At 57.6% G+C, this 15,791-nt stretch carries 13 protein-coding genes; 4 read left to right on the top strand and 9 right to left on the bottom strand.

From position 1 onward, the window contains the following. Positions 1-241: 241 nt before the first annotated feature. Positions 242-2,680, top strand: a complete 2,439-nt coding sequence (locus tag C4J87_RS22025) for a Lon protease family protein (RefSeq protein WP_124368409.1) — start codon at positions 242-244, stop codon at positions 2,678-2,680. Between the two features lie 576 nt (positions 2,681-3,256). Further along, the gene (locus tag C4J87_RS22020) at positions 3,257-3,574 is read left to right on the top strand and encodes a hypothetical protein (RefSeq protein ID WP_124368408.1); all 318 of its coding nucleotides are present in this window, start codon (positions 3,257-3,259) and stop codon (positions 3,572-3,574) included. Between the two features lie 5 nt (positions 3,575-3,579). Here the strand turns inward: C4J87_RS22020 and C4J87_RS22015 are convergent, their stop codons facing one another. Further along, positions 3,580-5,403 (bottom strand): hypothetical protein, encoded by a 1,824-nt coding sequence (locus tag C4J87_RS22015; protein WP_124368407.1) that lies wholly within the window; start codon positions 5,401-5,403, stop codon positions 3,580-3,582. 163 nt (positions 5,404-5,566) lie between these two features. On the opposite strand from C4J87_RS22015, the gene C4J87_RS22010 reads away from it, so the two are divergent. Next, complete coding sequence (locus C4J87_RS22010; RefSeq protein ID WP_057724985.1) at positions 5,567-6,055, top strand: TIGR00645 family protein; 489 nt, start codon at positions 5,567-5,569, stop codon at positions 6,053-6,055. 15 nt (positions 6,056-6,070) lie between these two features. Here the strand turns inward: C4J87_RS22010 and C4J87_RS22005 are convergent, their stop codons facing one another. The 7 genes from C4J87_RS22005 to C4J87_RS21975 form a co-directional block, all read right to left on the bottom strand. Continuing rightward, positions 6,071-7,510, bottom strand: coding sequence for a glycosyltransferase family 39 protein (locus C4J87_RS22005; protein ID WP_124368406.1), 1,440 nt, complete (start codon positions 7,508-7,510; stop codon positions 6,071-6,073). A 122-nt stretch (positions 7,511-7,632) separates the two neighbouring features. Then, positions 7,633-8,040, bottom strand: a complete 408-nt coding sequence (locus tag C4J87_RS22000) for a hypothetical protein (protein ID WP_124364468.1) — start codon at positions 8,038-8,040, stop codon at positions 7,633-7,635. Further along, positions 8,037-8,729, bottom strand: coding sequence for a helix-turn-helix domain-containing protein (locus tag C4J87_RS21995; RefSeq protein ID WP_124368405.1), 693 nt, complete (start codon positions 8,727-8,729; stop codon positions 8,037-8,039). Before C4J87_RS21995 ends, C4J87_RS22000 begins: the two co-directional genes overlap by 4 nt. A 204-nt stretch (positions 8,730-8,933) precedes the next feature. After that, positions 8,934-9,830, bottom strand: a complete 897-nt coding sequence (locus C4J87_RS21990; protein ID WP_124368404.1) for a LysR family transcriptional regulator — start codon at positions 9,828-9,830, stop codon at positions 8,934-8,936. A 132-nt stretch (positions 9,831-9,962) separates the two neighbouring features. Continuing rightward, complete coding sequence (locus C4J87_RS21985; RefSeq protein WP_124368403.1) at positions 9,963-10,862, bottom strand: bestrophin family protein; 900 nt, start codon at positions 10,860-10,862, stop codon at positions 9,963-9,965. A gap of 37 nt (positions 10,863-10,899) precedes the next feature. Then, on the bottom strand, positions 10,900-11,880 hold the full coding sequence (gene moaA, locus C4J87_RS21980) for a GTP 3',8-cyclase MoaA (RefSeq protein WP_372238445.1): 981 nt from the start codon (positions 11,878-11,880) through the stop codon (positions 10,900-10,902). Positions 11,881-12,142: 262 nt separating this feature from the next. Then, positions 12,143-12,403 (bottom strand): DUF6124 family protein, encoded by a 261-nt coding sequence (locus C4J87_RS21975; protein WP_124368401.1) that lies wholly within the window; start codon positions 12,401-12,403, stop codon positions 12,143-12,145. Positions 12,404-13,026: 623 nt separating this feature from the next. Here C4J87_RS21975 and C4J87_RS21970 point away from each other — a divergent pair. Further along, positions 13,027-13,830 (top strand): HNH endonuclease, encoded by an 804-nt coding sequence (locus tag C4J87_RS21970; protein ID WP_124368400.1) that lies wholly within the window; start codon positions 13,027-13,029, stop codon positions 13,828-13,830. Between the two features lie 73 nt (positions 13,831-13,903). On the opposite strand, the gene C4J87_RS21965 is transcribed toward C4J87_RS21970, so the two are convergent. After that, positions 13,904-15,775, bottom strand: a complete 1,872-nt coding sequence (locus C4J87_RS21965; protein WP_124368399.1) for a DUF2075 domain-containing protein — start codon at positions 15,773-15,775, stop codon at positions 13,904-13,906. Between the last annotated feature and the right edge of the window lie 16 nt (positions 15,776-15,791).

The raw sequence follows: 15,791 nt of genomic DNA, 5'->3' as shown, positions 1-15,791 counted from the left end.
CAATGGACAAGGGTTCAGGCGCTTCGCAGCACCCTAGGGGCCAGTTATTAGTCCAACCCGCGCAGTTTGGAGTTTAGGCACGTTCCAGGGGTTCCGTGATTTTTTATAAAACATTCAGTCTCGAACGATTTTTTTATACGCCGCGCATGCTGTCTATGCTTTCCCGAAAGCGCGCCTTGCCAGAGCGCGCAACCGAGAGCCAGAATGCCCCCATCTGCCCCGCCTGATGTAAGGAAGCCCGATGCCTGATCCTGTTGCTGCCAGCTTGCGTCTAGCGCCCGAAGCGCTGACTCGCCCTTTTTCCGCTGAACAGTTCAGCTTCTCGACCACCAATGATCTGGAGCCCTTTCGCGGTGTGCTTGGCCAGGAACGTGCAGTTGAAGCATTGCAGTTCGGCGTGGCAATGCCACGTCCCGGTTACAACGTGTTTGTCATGGGCGAACCCGGTACCGGTCGCTTTTCATTCGTCAAACGTTACCTGAGGGCCGAAGGCAAGCGCCTGCAAACCCCGTCGGACTGGGTGTATGTAAATAATTTCGATGAGCCGCGCGAACCGCGCGCCCTGGAATTGCCAGGCGGCGCTGCGGCGGCGTTCATCGCCGATATCAACGGGTTGGTCGACAACCTGGTGGCGACCTTCCCGGCCGTCTTCGAACACCCGACGTATCAACAGCGCAAAAGCGCCATCGACCGGGCATTCAACCAGCGTTACGACAAGGCCCTGGACGTGATCGAACGCCTGGCCCTGGAAAAAGACGTGGCGCTGTACCGCGACAGCTCCAACATTGCCTTTACCCCGATGCTCGATGGCAAGGCCCTGGACGAGGCCGAGTTCTCGCAGCTGCCGGAAATCGACCGCGAGCGTTTCCACACGGATATTTCCGAGCTGGAAGAGCGCCTCAACGAAGAGTTGGCGAGCCTGCCGCAATGGAAGCGTGAGTCGAACAATCAACTGCGCCAGTTCAACGAAGAAACCATCACCCTCGCCCTGCAGCCTTTGCTCGCACCGTTGTCGGAAAAGTACGCAGAAAATGCCGCCGTCTGCGGTTATCTGCAGGCCATGCAGGTGTATCTGCTGAAAACCGTGGTCGAGCAATTGGTCGACGACGCCAAGACCGACGCCCAGGCCCGCAAGCTGCTGGAAGAGCAGTACTGCCCAAGCCTGGTGGTGGGCCATCCTGTCAACGGCGGCGCGCCGGTGGTCTTCGAGCCGCACCCGACCTACGACAACCTGTTCGGTCGTATCGAATACAGCACCGACCAGGGCGCGCTGTACACCACGTATCGTCAACTGCGCCCAGGCGCGTTGCACCGTGCCAATGGTGGCTTCCTGATCCTGGAAGCGGAAAAAATGCTCAGCGAGCCGTTTGTGTGGGATGCGCTCAAGCGTTCCCTGCAATCGCGCAAATTGAAGATGGAGTCGCCGCTTGGCGAACTCGGTCGCCTGGCCACCGTCACGCTCAACCCGCAAATGATCCCGTTGCAGGTCAAGGTGATCATCATCGGTTCGCGCCAGCTGTACTACGCGTTGCAGGATGCCGATCCGGACTTCCAGGAAATGTTCCGGGTGCTGGTGGACTTCGACGAAGACATCCCGATGGTCGACGAAAGCCTGGAGCAGTTCGCCCAGTTGCTCAAAACCCGCACCTCGGAAGAAGGCATGGCGCCGCTGACGTCGGATGCGGTGGCGCGGCTGGCGACCTACAGCGCACGCCTGGCGGAACATCAGGGCCGTTTGTCGGCGCGCATTGGCGATTTGTTCCAATTGGTCAGCGAGGCGGACTTCATTCGCCACCTGGCAGGCGACGAAATGACCGATGCCGGGCATATCGAGCGCGCGCTCAAGGCCAAGGCCACGCGCACCGGGCGCGTGTCGGCGCGGATTCTCGACGACATGCTCGCCGGGGTGATCCTGATCGACACCGCCGGCGCCGCCGTGGGCAAGTGCAACGGGCTGACGGTGCTGGAGGTCGGTGATTCGGCGTTTGGCGTACCGGCGCGGATTTCCGCCACGGTATACCCCGGTGGCAGCGGTATCGTCGACATCGAACGTGAGGTCAACCTCGGCCAGCCGATTCACTCCAAGGGCGTGATGATCCTCACCGGTTACCTGGGCAGCCGTTATGCGCAGGAATTCCCCCTGGCGATCTCGGCGAGCATCGCGCTGGAACAGTCTTACGGTTACGTGGATGGCGACAGCGCGTCCCTGGGCGAAGCCTGCACCTTGATCTCGGCCTTATCGAAAACGCCGCTCAAGCAGTGCTTTGCCATCACCGGCTCGATCAACCAGTTTGGTGAAGTGCAGGCCGTGGGTGGGGTTAACGAGAAGATCGAAGGCTTCTTCCGCCTGTGCGAAGCGCGCGGTTTGACCGGTGAACAGGGCGCGATCATTCCCAAGGCCAACGTGGCCACGCTGATGCTCGACGAAAAGGTCTTGCAGGCCGTGCGCGACGGGCAATTCCATATCTACGCGGTACGCCAGGCGGATGAAGCGTTGAGCCTGCTGGTGGGCGAGGATGCCGGTGAACCGGACGCCGAGGGGCAGTTCCCGGAAGGTACGGTCAATGCCCGCGTGGTGGAACGTTTGCGCGCAATTGCGGAGATGATCAGCGAGGAAGACCTGAAGGAGGCGGAAAAGGAACTGGCGCAGCAGGCGCTGGCTGAGGCCAAGCCCAGCTGATTTCTTAAAGCCACCTGGAGCAAAATGTGGGAGGGGGCTTGCCGCCTCCCACATTTAGATACGATACGATCATTCCCACGCTCCCGCGTGGGAATGTACCCCGTGACGCTCTGCGTCACTTGTGCTCAATTACCGAAACTTGCAGCGGTGGCGGGACGCGGAGCGTCCCAAGAGGCATTTCCACGCAGAGCGTGGGAACGATCAACATTTAGATACGATACGATCATTCCCACGCTCCCGCGTGGGAATGTACCCGTGACGCTCTGCGTCACTTGTGCGTAATTACCGAAACTTGCAGCGGTGGCGGGACGCGGAGCGTCCCAAGAGGCATTTCCACGCAGAGCGTGGGAACGATCAAACACACCGCTATCGGGGGCAAGCCCCCTCCCACATTTCGTTTTGTGGGTGCCATTAAATTGACGACCGTCCGCTATCCAATGCCGTTGGTCCCTACCACCTTGGTCTGTCGCGTTTTTATTCTATTCTGAGGATCAGGGATATCCACAGGAGTCGCAGGATAGAAACAGCCTCGCCTTTGCGCTGGGGCTGAACGCCGATCTACCGAGGGTCGCCGCCATGCCGCGCAACCTTTGCCTTACCCGCCAGTGCCTGGGCCTGGAAACCCGTATCGAATGCTCCATTCGCCCGCTCGCCGGGGAAAACGGGTTGTGGACATTATTGTTCGCCGCCGGCATGTCGGGCGAACAGCCTTCCACGGTCAAGTCCCAAGGCCCGTTTCATGGGCCATTCGTGGCAGAAACCATGTTGGGCTCCATCGTCGACAGCCTGACCCTGCATGGCTACGAGCAGTTGGACGAGCCGCAGATCTGGTGCCTGCATCTGCAGGCTCATCTGCGCCAACTCAACGGCGGCCAGGAGCAACTGGCCCTGTAATCGGGCTATTTGCTTTCCGGTTTGTCCAGCTTGGCCTCGAAACCATATTGCACGGTGTCGAGGTCGGTGCGCTGGTAGCTTTCCAGGGTGGTCGGCTGGCCGTAGAAATAATGCACGTCAAACAGCGCCGTGCCGTACTCCTCGGCGCGGTGGCTCACGCCGAGAATTTCCTTGAGGTAGTTGCCGCTGCCGTCCTTGGCGTAGAAGCGCCAGCTGTCGGCGGGAAACGCGCGCTGGTCGACGATCAACGCGTTGTCCTTGAGCACCAGGCCTTTGGGCAGTTTGCTGGTGTCAATCGAGGCCTTCTCGATGGTGGCGAGGAACAAGGGCACCGAGCCGACCACAAACGCCGGGGTTTCCGGAAACAGGTTGAGGTCGTAGGTCAGCGTGCCACTTGCCGCATTCATCTCGAACGCCTCGGTGGGCAACTCGATGGGTTCGCCGCGCTCGCCTTTATCGTCGGCCGTGAAAAACGTGATCGGCGCGTCGCTGTTGTTGCGCTCGGCGCCGACCAGGTCGTCATTGAAGGTGAAAGGGTGGTCGAACACGATTTTCGCGGCACTGGCGTCGTCGGTGGACTGGCTGATGGTGACGCTACTTTTCAATTGTTCTTCCGTCAGCGAGGCGTCTTTGAGCCAGCTGGCCGCAGCGTCGTCATACACCGTGACCGGCATCGGCAAGGGTTGCACGGTGTGTTGCAGGCTGTTTTTGTCGAAGCGCATCACAGGCAGGTCCAGCTCCTTGCGGGTCACTGTGGTCTTGGAAAAATCCAGCACATTGACCTGCAGGGTGTCGATCAATCCGTTGAAGTACACCTTGGCGTAGTGACTCTTCTGTGTGTGTTCGAAGGCTTTTTGCGCGTCGGTGAGTTGTTTTTCGAGCGCCTCGGACCAGGCCTTGTGCTTTTGCATCTCTGCCAGCTGCTTTTCATAGAACGCCACTTGCGCGGCATTTTCGTTGATCGAGCCTGAGCGGGTGAGAAATTGGCCGGTGCCGTCCCGAGCCTGTACCAGCAGCGGGTTGGGCGAGTCGTCGCCCAGCTCTGCGGCCAGGGGCGCGCTGTTGGTCAGTTCAAGCTCGGCGTAATTCTTGTCCAGTGATAGCAGGGTGAGGGTGATATTGCCCTCGGTGCGCGGGTGGCCGAGGTCTTTTTTCGACAGGTCGAAGGTCAGCACCTTGCCTGGCGCGGCAACCTCAATCGCACCTTTGAGGCTGACGGGCTGCGGCTGGCTCTTGTTTTCCGTCTCGATGCCCTCGATGAACGGGTAGGTCACCGTCAGGTCGTCGGGGTTGGTCAGGTTGGAGCTGCTCGGGCTGAGCTGGATGCCGGGGTCGGTTTCCGACCATTCCGGCTGGAAGGGAATGACTTTGTTGTTGCTCAAGGTCACCGACTGCCATTCCAGGCCATGGGGGAAGGGGAACTGGTCAGGGGCGTTGAAGGTGAACGGGAAGACCGGCTGCAGATCCGTCAGGTAGTCGGAATGAGAGGCTCTGCGCAGTACGAACAGGCCGTTGATATAGGTGTCCACCAAGGCCTGGGGTGTGGGGTAATGCTTGAGCAGGGCCAGCGTGTCTTCGCCGTATTCGGCTTCGATGGGCTTGGCGGCGAGCTTGAGGCGTGCACGTTCGAGCAACAGCAGCGAGCCGCCGAGGTCGGCGATGGCGTCGCGCAGCTTGGGGTCCTGGATGCTGTCCAGGGACTGTTCGAACTGGCTGGTTTTCTCTTCGAGGGTGGCCTGCTTCTGCTCTTCTTTGGGGGAGCAGCCGCTGGTCATCAGCAACGCCGCGCACAGGCCGAGAGTGGCCAAAGGGGATCGCACATCCATCATCAGAGTCTTCCTGTCCGACAGCATCGAGTCGAGTTGAGGGTCTCGACACTAGCAGAAAAACGCCCTTGCAGATGCCACTTCAAGTCAGTTTTCTCGCGGTGACAGGTGCCCGGTAGCGGCTGGTATACTCGGCTCCATTTTTAGCCAAGCTGTGTGAGATTCAATGGAACGCTTTATCGAAAACACGATGTATGCCGCGCGCTGGCTGCTGGCGCCGATCTATCTGGGTTTATCCCTGGGGTTACTGATCCTGGCGATCAAGTTTTTCCAGGAAATCATTCATGTGATCCCCAATATTTTCAGCTTGCTGGAGTCGGAGGTGATCCTGCTGTTGCTGTCGTTGATCGACATGGCCCTGGTCGGTGGCCTGCTGGTGATGGTGATGATTTCCGGCTACGAGAACTTCGTCTCGCAGCTGGATATCGATGAGAACAAGGAAAAGCTCAACTGGCTGGGCACCATGGACTCTTCGTCGCTGAAGATGAAAGTGGCGGCGTCCATCGTGGCGATTTCCTCCATCCACCTGCTGCGCATCTTCATGGACGCCAAGAACGTCGATCCACAGCACCTGATGTGGTACGTGATCATCCATATGACCTTCGTGGTCTCGGCGTTTGCCATGGGTTACCTGGACAAGCTGACCAAGCACTGATGGCGCGCGCTCGCCTTACTGCTCGACGAAGTAGTAAGGCTGGCGATTGATCGTCATTTCCTTGATCACTGTCACTTTCTCATTCAGTCGGTCCGTGTGGTCCAGCAGCGCAACGTTGCCGGGTTTGGCGTCGAGAAATGCACGCAATTGGGGCTCGGTCTGCAAAATCGGCAGATAGGCCTGCAGATAGAACACGCTGGCGCCGGCGATCCGCTCATTGGGTTGGAACAGCGCCACCTCCCTACCTTCGTCTTGCAGTGCCTGGACCTGACTGATCACGGGCACGAATGACTGACGCACATCAGCTTTGGGCGCGAACCAGAAGGCTGCGCTGAGGTAGCAGGCGATGGCCAGGGTGAACACGCCGAAGACAATGCGCCGGTGGTAGCGGTACAGCGCCGGTTTGTGGGCTTCCACCCACTCCAGCAGCACCCGCGCATATTCTGCGGCCAGCACGGCGGCGGCCGGGGTCAGTGCCATCAAATAGACGGTGCGTTTGCTCGAGGCCAGTGTCAGCAGGGTGAACTGCGCCACCAGCCATACGCTGAAAAACAGGCGGTAGCGGTTGCGCACCAGGCTTTTACGAAAGTGCCACAGGCCCAGGTACACCAGAATGTTCCACGGCAGGAAGGCCTCGGGCAGTTTGGCGAGGTAATAGTAGAACGGCTCGTAATGCCCGGCTTCGACAAACGAGCCACTGAAGCGCCCGACGCTGTTGGTCCACAGCACCTCACCGACGGCCTGCATGCCGCCGCGCTGAAACAGAAACCCCAGCCAGATCAGCAACGGCACCAAGGCCAGCAGCGTGAACAGCGCGGGCTTGAGCCAGTCGCCAAGGCGCAGGCGTTTATCCATCAGGCTGGTGCAGGCCAGGTAAACGAAGATTACACTCCCCGGCATCGCCAGGCCCAGCACGCCCTTGCTCAAGGTGGCGATGACCATCCCCGCCATAAACAATGCCCATGCCCAGGCAGTGGAGCCCTGGCGTTCGGACGCGGGGCGCATCGCCTGGTAGAACCCGAGCAACGCAGCGGTCACGCCCAGGCTGAGCAACGAATCCTCACCCACCCCGCGCACATTGCCCCAATAGCTGGCCATGGTCGCCAGGATCAACGCAGCGCTGAACGCCAGCGTGGTTGGCCGCCCGAACCGGCGCAGCATGCCGTAGAGCAGCATCACGCTGAACAACCCGGCAAAGGCCGATGCCAGCCGCACAGCCCCGGTGCTCGCGCCAAACAAGCGAATCGCCCCGGCATCCAGCCACAGGCTCAGCGGCGGTTTTTCCAGGAAAGGCTCACGAAACAGACGCGGCACCACCCAGTCATTGTCCAGGTGCATGGCCATGGCGATCCCGGAAACGCGGGCTTCGGTGGAACCTTGCAGTTCATGGTTATCCAGGGCGAAGAAGAACAGCAGCGCAACGAGCAGGAGCATCAGGGGAACGGGACGCGTCATTAGGGTGGCTACCGGGCAGGAGACCGCTCGGAAGAGCGACCGTGGCTGCCCGCCAGTATAGGGATGGGTTTCTTAACGATTCGTGAACGAGTGTGGGGTTTTTGTGAGGTCGGGTACGAGGCTTACAGTTTGATCTGATCGAATTTACCCGGAGCAGAGAAACGCCAGGGAACACTGAAAGCCGCCCCTCCACGTATCAACTCAGCTTGTTTCAAGATGGCTGGCCACCAGCGCACGAGATTGTGCGCTTTGCTCCAGTAGCTTTCACCACTCCAGTGTTTTGCTAGGCAGAAAATAGGCAGTGCGCAATCTCGAAAGGCTTTCTTCTCCGCATGCCCTTTCATAAATCGATCCTGAGAGATCACGACCCAGCCTCCCTCTTCACGCAGCGCTGATATCCAAGCAATGTCGCTGGTATTTTGGGGGAATTTATCCCGGAGCGGGAACACGCCATGTTCATGAACTTTTGACAGTTCGTTCAAGGCGCGTGCCAGCGCGGGAGGAAGGTTATGATCCAGGAGAAAGTTCAAGCAGCATGCCTTTGCTCGAACTCGACAGCTGCTTTCACTGCAACCGCTGGAATCTCGTAGAGCATGGCTACGCGCCTGGCGTCACGTCCTTCTGCTTCATACGCATTAAAAATGGCGGCGGTATCAATGCCGGCCCCGGTCAGCACGGGCTTACCAAAATTTCTGGCAGGGTCCAGCACTACCGCTTTGCTACGTTTGACCGGATACCAGCGTTGCGCCGACCCCTTGCCGGTGTAATCGATCCCTTCGTACAACGAGGGCTTGATGACTTGTTTGAACGCATATTGTTTTTTGATCAGGTCCAGCAGTGTCTCGTCACCCGTCTCATCCAGAACAGTGGCAAAAATACTACGGCCATCTGTTTGGAACCGCTTGCAGGTGAACGGATAGGGCTGGCCGAACAGTTCACTAGCTTGGCGTGAAGCGTTGCGTATGGCCTGCAAGCTCAACCCATGCTGTCGAAATGCATGCACGAAGCGAATTTCGAGCAGGTCATGAAAACCTAGAATGCAATCATTGATGCCTGTCAGTTCCGACTGCCAGAGCCCGGCATGCTGAACGCCATTGGCACTGTAGCCGAATAGCCAACGGCGTATGTCTGCGGTGGGGATGCCGGTATATAGCGATGCCTCGCCAGGGGTATAGAGACCCACCCCGACAAGAGGGCTGGGCGAAACAGTCGTTTGCATGGATGGCCTCCTTGTCGTTGAGTCGGGCGATGAAGTCTGGTGGCTTATGTGATCTCGTTCAACCTTGGGGGGACGAGCTGTAGTCCAAAGCGTATCCGTACAATTCATTCCACGCCAGTTCACCTGATGCACGCCAACTTGTAGGAGCTTTCCGGTGATTTATTTAAAGGTATATCGCCTTATTGGGTACTGTGCTCCGACACGTTAAACCGCGTCTTTGGCAGCAAACAATCTCTTAGCCTCAGCAAAACACTTCTCAGCAATCGCCGAGCGCGGTTCGGTTTTGCGCATCACCATGCCCAGTGGCGCGAGCACGCTGGCGTCCGGCAGGTTGATAAACGCGAGGTTTTCGATCGGGCTTTCCAGGGCGCTGTCCAGCGGCATGATTGCGCAGCAAAAGCCTTCGTGGATTGCCTGGAACAGCTGATAGGTTGAATCGCTTTCGAGTATCGGCTGGGGGGCGAGGCCGCGGCTGCGGAAGCTCAGGTCAATGGACTTTCGATAGTGCATGCCCGTGCTGATCATCCCCAGGGGCAATTGGGCGGCGTCTTCCCAGCTCATTTCGGTGCCTTCGAAGTGGAAGTGGCGCGTGTCGTACAGCAGGCCGACGCGGGTTTTGCCCAGTTCAAAAAAATCCAGGTAGCTGGAGTTTACGTGGTCCAGGTAACACACCCCCAGGTCCAGCTGATTGGTGCCCAGCGCTTCGATGATCTTGTCCGAACTCATGGAGGTCAGGCTGAACTTGAGTTCCGGGAAGGTGTGGGACAGGCCCTGGATGTAGCTGATCGGGTTGAAACCGCTGAGCGGCACCAGGCCCAGGCGCAAGTTACCCACCAACTGGCCGCGACACGCCGCCGCTTCGGCGAACAGCCCGTCATGGGCGGCAAGCAGGGTTCTGGCCCAGGCCAGCACACGCTCACCGGCCTCGGTGAACCCTTCGAAGCGCTGGCCCCGGGTGACCAACTCCAGGCCCAGTTCATCCTCCAGGTTGCGCAGGCGCATCGACAGCGTCGGCTGGGTGATATGGCAGCGCGCAGCCGCCTGGCCGAAATGACGGGTTTGCTCCAGCGCGATCAGGAATTTGAGTTGCTTTATGTCCATCAACACACCTGCCAGTCAGCCGTAACAATTAGGCAGCCATTGTTTAGGCGCTTGAGCCTCATGGCAATCGATTGATGGCGGCCTGCCGGAGAAAGACATGAGCGTAACGTCGGATGCGTTGTGTGTACGGCTTCAATTGAGTACACAGTCGACGGGCTGAAGGACAGGCGGCAGTTCTGTCGCGCCGTTGGCGTGCAGCACTTCGCGTTCGATGGTGCGCACGATGGCGTTGGTCGGCAGGTCGTTTTCGTCGTAGCCGAAGGGGTCTTCCAACTCGTCGCCAATCGCGTCTAGGCCAAAAAACGTGTAGCTCACGATGGCAGTGAACACCGGCGTCAGCCAACCCAAGGGTTCGGCCATGGCGAAGGGCAGCAAGATGCAGAACATGTAGCTGGTGCGGTGCAACAGGAGCGTATACGGGAAGGGCAGCGGGGTACTTTTGATGCGCTCGCAAATGGTTTGCGTGCGGGTCAGGCTGCTCAAGTGGCCGGCCATCAGCTGATAGCGCCATTCGCTGAGGCTCCCGGATTCGACCAGCGCCGAACATTGTTGGGTGACGCGACCGACAATGCTTTCCGGGATATTCGGCGTATTGGCCGGCGGCGGCGTGTCGAGCCAGGGGGCTGCCGCGCTGGGCTCGTCCTCATGGCGCAACCTGGCGTTCAACGCATGGGCGAACCCGCACAGGTTGCGCAGGATCTCGCTGCGCTGACGAGCGTCCTGGATCACCTGGGTTTCCCGGATCATGGCGCGCACATCCATCAGCATGGCGCCGAGCGCTTTGCGCCCTTCGTACCAGCGGTCATAGCAGGCGTTGTTGCGAAAACTCATGAAGATCGAAAGCGACAAGCCCAGCAGCGTGAACGGCGTGGCGTTGACCTTGGAGAAGTAGGCCGGATGAAGGGTTTCCACCAGCACAATCACCGAGGCCAGCAGTGTCACCAGCAGGCTGCGCAGTGCGATGCGCCGGGCCACGGAGCCCTTGAGCGACGTCAGTACACCGATCAGGTTGGGTTTGGCTCTGACGATCATGGAAATAGCCTAGTGCAATGGGTTGAAACCGGGCCGGTCAGCCGCCCGTCATGTTCATGAAGCGCACCACCTGCACCTCATCGTCGAGGGTGAAATTGTGCCGATACGGCTTGAGTTTCATCGACTCCACAATCGCGCGCTCCAAACGTTGCGGCTCGCCCGGATAGCGCCGCAGTACCGCCTTGAGGTCGACCGAATGCTCGTTGCCCAGGCACAGCAACAGCCGGCCTTCGACCGTCAACCGCACGCGGTTGCAGGTGCCGCAAAAGTTGTGGCTGTGGGGTGAAATAAAGCCCAGGCGAATATGCGGCGCTTCGGCCAGGCGCCAATAGCGCGACGGCCCCTGGGTGGATTCTGCGGAGTCGATCAGCGTGTAACGTTCGGCGATACGCGCGCGTACCTGCGCGCTGGAATAAAACGCCTCGGCACGGCTATGTTCGCTGATCACGCCCATTGGCATTTCTTCGATAAATGAAATATCCAGGCCGCGATCGATGGCGAAGGCCACGAGGTCGTTGATTTCGTGATCGTTGCGACCTTGCATCACCACGCAATTGAGCTTGGTGCGCTGAAAACCCGCGGCATTCGCTGCATCGATACCCTCGATCACCTTGGCCAAGTCACCGGTGCGCGTCAGTTCACGAAAGCGCTTGGGGTCCAGGCTGTCGAGGCTGATGTTCAAGCGCTTGAGCCCGGCATCGAACAACGGCGCGGCGAGCTTGCCCAGTTGCGAACCGTTGGTGGTCATGCACAACTCGCGCAGACCGGGCAGCGCGGCAATGCGCTTGCACAGGTCCACCACGCCCTGACGAACCAAGGGTTCACCGCCGGTCAGGCGGATCTTGCGCGTGCCCAGCGCGACAAAACTCTGCGCCAGTTGGTACAGCTCCTCCAGCGACAGAATCTGCTGGCGCGGCAGGAACTCCATGTCTTCGGCCATGCAATACACACAACGGAAATCGCAACGGTCGGTCACCGACATCCTGAGGTAGTCGACCCGGCGCGAAAAACTATCCATCAGGATTTGATCGGTCACTAAAAACCTCGGCGGCGACGTTGGGTATATACCCTGGCGCTTATAGGCGGGTGATTCAGGCGAGGCTAACGGTGTTTTCTGCGGGCGTCTAATCACTCTTAGCGACTGGTTGATCGATGGGGTCTATGGGCGGTTGGTTGACGGGGAATAGGAGGCGGCGGAGCGTTGGGTTCAATAGCGTACCTGTGGCGAGGGAGCTTGCTCGCCATAGGTACGGGTTGGTCGTTCAGCTGACAGGGATGGTTTATGGATTTGCGCCAGGCGGTTGCATAGTGAATACCTGAGTGTCCAGCATCCGCTCCAGCAGTAACTCACCCAGCACGATCAGTTGCTGAGCTCCCAGCAGCTTTTGGCGGTGCGAGCCTTCCAGTTCAAAGGCCAGATCGGTGGTCATGGCGTTCAGCGAGGCGAGGGTTTCACTGGCTTGGATGAGGAGGGTTTCGGCGGGGATGTCTGGGGCGAGGGTGAAGAGGGTTGTTGGGGGATTGGGGGTGATCTTTTTCATGATGAAGCTCCCACACTGTTTAAGGAGCTACCGCCCCCTGCTGTCAAACAGGATTGGGTGGCAGCTGTACGCGGGTTGACAGACCGGAAGTGTAGGAACCCGGCGCACCCGAAGATGCCCCACGCACAGCCACCATGAACGAGGCGGAATGCGTAAAGCATGCCGTCTTACCAAGGGGGTGTGAAAGGTTACACTTTTCGGCCTGTCAAAGCCGGTCGCTGATGAGCAGCGACGTGGGAAAGGTAGCGTGATGGAGGAGGGTGTGCCAGTTCATCGAGGGCGTGGCATGTTGAAGGAAAATTCTGAAGGCCCGCCTGCTGGGCTTTTCGAACACTAGAAACAACAAAACCTGCGCTAGGCGGGTTTTGTCGATGCTTCGAATTGATGGGCCGGGGGAAGCTGAAAAGCTTTCCCATCTTATTAATTTATATAAAGAATAATAATCTTAAATTTTTGCTGGAATACCAATTGGAATACCGCTCTACCGGGCGATACTCACCACGATCGGTGGTGTGAGTTCACCAGAGCGGAGCTGACGTTAAGCAAGGATGTAAATCTTAAATATCTTGTAAGAAACTTCCTCATTTTTGGTAGGCTTTCGCCATCAGTCTAGAGGAAATGGAATGCCCGCAGTCATCGTTGAAAACGACACATCGCAATGGCAAGACGAAACCGGTGCTGTCTATCACTTCCCCAAGCGGTACCAAGCCTGGCTTGCTGAAGGAACCGAAGTGATCTATTACAAAGGACGCATCACGGACAAAATTTTTGCTTCTGTCCGCCTCAGCGCCGATCCGCATTATTTTGGTATGGCACGCATCGGCAAGGTCTACGCAGACCGGAGGAGTGATAAGGGTGACCTTTTTGCTTTGATCGAAAACTTCACTCCGTTTGAAGGCGCTATCCCCTCGAAAATTAACGGAGTGTACCTAGAGACGATCCCCGCTACTCGAGTGAACAACTATTGGCGTGACGGGGTTCGGTCCATTTCCCAACTGGATTACGATGCAATCCTAAGTCATGCGAAGCTCCTGTCTTCCCAGGCTGACCAGGTCGCACCGAATTTCGAAGGCGATCCATTGACCTTCGAATCGGCCAATGAAGGCAGCAAATTAAGTTACTTTGGAACCCGCTACGAGCGCCGGAAAGATCTGAGGGTGAAGGCCATTGCTATCCACGGCCTTGACTGCAAGGCATGTGGCATTGATTTCGAACAGGCGTACGGCGAGCACGCGAAGGGGTTCATTCACGTTCACCATATAGTGCCGATTTCGGACTTCGGTGGTGAGAAAGCCGTGAATCCTGAGACTGACCTCGTTACGTTGTGCGCGAACTGTCACGCGGTGGTCCATCGCAAGCGGCATATGACTCTGAGCGTTGATGAGCTGAAAGGCATGTTGCGCGGGCGATGGGTAATCGAGCCTTAGTTTTCTACTGTGTTCAACCTACGTTTTTTTGTGAGGCTGAATCCTGGATAGTGACATCCTACCGGAGGGCGCATTAGCCGTTACTGTGCCTGGCAAGTCGGCTCTCAAAGTATTGCGCGGTCTCCTGATCAGTACAGTATAGGTAGCAGCCTTTCATCCCACGAGTCATCAATGTTCGATACGTGTTTTTGATGATCAGGTCTGTATCTTGCTGCGCCAGAGCAGGTTGCTCCTTCATCAACTTCTTCCAGCCACGAATCGATTTGTCGTTCTTATCTCGCTCATGCGGCGACGTTACCACCTGCCCATCACGCACGACCAGATCTGGTCCGATGATCACTCCAATATAATCAACTTCCAGCCCTTGGCAGGTGTGGATACAACCGACCTGTTCAATGGAATTCTCAGCGATGATCCACAAGCTGCCATCCTGATCCAGATTCCATTGGCGTGCGTAGTCATTGCCGATAACGATGTCAGTGGCCTTGGAATCTTTCTTGCTGAGCCAAGGCCAGCAATAGCCCGCGACCACACGAGCCTTGTTTCCATGGTTTTTCTCGTCAATGGCGTCATGCAGTGCCTGAGGTGAGTCGAATACCTTGAACTCGTACTCCGAAATGTTGAGCGTCGGATTTGCTGTCGAGCGAATGCCAAGCACGTCATCCAGCCATGCCATGTAACCGTCAGAACCACTGCAGCGAAACTGTGAAGACAGCACATATTCCTCGACCACAGCACCCTTGGCTTTGGCAAAGGCGCGTATTGCCTGCTTGCTGCCTATGTCGCTCAGGGTCACACGCTGATCTTCATCGATGAAGAAAATTGAGCATTTCGCTGATTCAATCAGCTCCTTGATCTGGTTTTCGCCAAGGTTCCCATAAAGCCCGCTTTTCTCATTCAGCCGGTGGGCTTCGTCCACGATAAGCGCATCGAATGTGTTGGGCTCAGTGTCGATGAACGCTCCAGAGCCTGAAAAGAAATTCGAGAAATGGCTGCGTTTGATGGTGCCAACCAGTTTGCTTTCGTAGACCTTGCGTGGGGCGGCATTCTTCGAGACATATTTGCTTAACAACCTCAATTCTGTGAGCCTCACCAGTAAATTGATAGCCAGAACAGTTTTTCCGGTGCCCGGGCCCCCCTCAATGATCAGCACCTTTGGTGCCTGGTCCGAGGCTTCGCTTGCTGCCGCAAGCGCTGATTCAAAAATTGCTTTTTGATCGTCAATCAATACGAACTCCGGCTTGCCTGTCATCAGCCCTTCGAGGGCCTCGGCTAGCGCTTTGGACGGACGGATTTTCCCATCGGACAGTTCGTAGAGAACCTCTTTGTTGTCGCCGTGAGCAATATGCTTTTTCAGGAAGCTTCTGAGTTTGGTGAGCTCCTCCGGCCCTTTCAGGAACAGTGGGGCTTTGCTGATGTGGGGCTCGTAGTGAGCTGAGTCGATGATGCCGTCGCTGACGTAGTTATGAAGGTAGGCACACGGACGGATCTCGATGCTTTTGTCATACACCGCCTCGTTGAAGCCCTCCAGCAGCGCGGCGTATGACCATACTTGATAGGACGGGTGAATGGTCTCAACGAGGCCACCACCCAATGCCGTTTTGACGATGGCATCCTTGGTAGTGGCGCTGGCCTTGCTCCATTGTTTTAATTCGATCAAGACGGCTTTTTTTGCCTGATTTTCGTCGCGACCGGTGAGCAGAAAATCGATGCGCTTCGACGACTGCGGAATGTGCAGCTCAATGGCCAGGCCCGCGTCGCTCGGCAGGCCTTCATCCCGAAGGACCTTGGCCATGTACGTTAGCGATCCTTGCCACGACCTGATTTCCGACCTGCCAACGTTCTTGCCGGTGGCTTCCTTGTAATGCCTGAGGATCACGTCCTCGATATCATCGTTATCGTTGTCTTTTAGAAATTGCTGTTTGGTCGCAGCGTAAACGATCACGGGTTGTCCTTAGATT

Origin of the sequence: Pseudomonas sp. R1-43-08, from assembly GCF_003852255.1 — a bacterium.
Classification (GTDB): domain Bacteria; phylum Pseudomonadota; class Gammaproteobacteria; order Pseudomonadales; family Pseudomonadaceae; genus Aquipseudomonas.
Note: the sequence above shows the minus strand (reverse complement) of the source record. Positions and strands in the feature narration are given on the sequence as shown.

Excerpts from the sequence above, each read along its gene's own strand:
- C4J87_RS22025 (WP_124368409.1), top strand. The coding sequence starts at position 242 with ATGCCTGATCCTGTTGCTGCCAGCTTGCGTCTAGCGCCCGAAGCGCTG.
- C4J87_RS22020 (WP_124368408.1), top strand. The coding sequence starts at position 3,257 with ATGCCGCGCAACCTTTGCCTTACCCGCCAGTGCCTGGGCCTGGAAACC.
- C4J87_RS22015 (WP_124368407.1), bottom strand. The coding sequence starts at position 5,403 with ATGATGGATGTGCGATCCCCTTTGGCCACTCTCGGCCTGTGCGCGGCG.
- C4J87_RS22010 (WP_057724985.1), top strand. The coding sequence starts at position 5,567 with ATGGAACGCTTTATCGAAAACACGATGTATGCCGCGCGCTGGCTGCTG.
- C4J87_RS22005 (WP_124368406.1), bottom strand. The coding sequence starts at position 7,510 with ATGACGCGTCCCGTTCCCCTGATGCTCCTGCTCGTTGCGCTGCTGTTC.
- C4J87_RS21995 (WP_124368405.1), bottom strand. The coding sequence starts at position 8,729 with ATGCAAACGACTGTTTCGCCCAGCCCTCTTGTCGGGGTGGGTCTCTAT.
- C4J87_RS21990 (WP_124368404.1), bottom strand. The coding sequence starts at position 9,830 with ATGGACATAAAGCAACTCAAATTCCTGATCGCGCTGGAGCAAACCCGT.
- C4J87_RS21985 (WP_124368403.1), bottom strand. The coding sequence starts at position 10,862 with ATGATCGTCAGAGCCAAACCCAACCTGATCGGTGTACTGACGTCGCTC.
- moaA (WP_372238445.1), bottom strand. The coding sequence starts at position 11,880 with ATGGATAGTTTTTCGCGCCGGGTCGACTACCTCAGGATGTCGGTGACC.
- C4J87_RS21975 (WP_124368401.1), bottom strand. The coding sequence starts at position 12,403 with ATGAAAAAGATCACCCCCAATCCCCCAACAACCCTCTTCACCCTCGCC.
- C4J87_RS21970 (WP_124368400.1), top strand. The coding sequence starts at position 13,027 with ATGCCCGCAGTCATCGTTGAAAACGACACATCGCAATGGCAAGACGAA.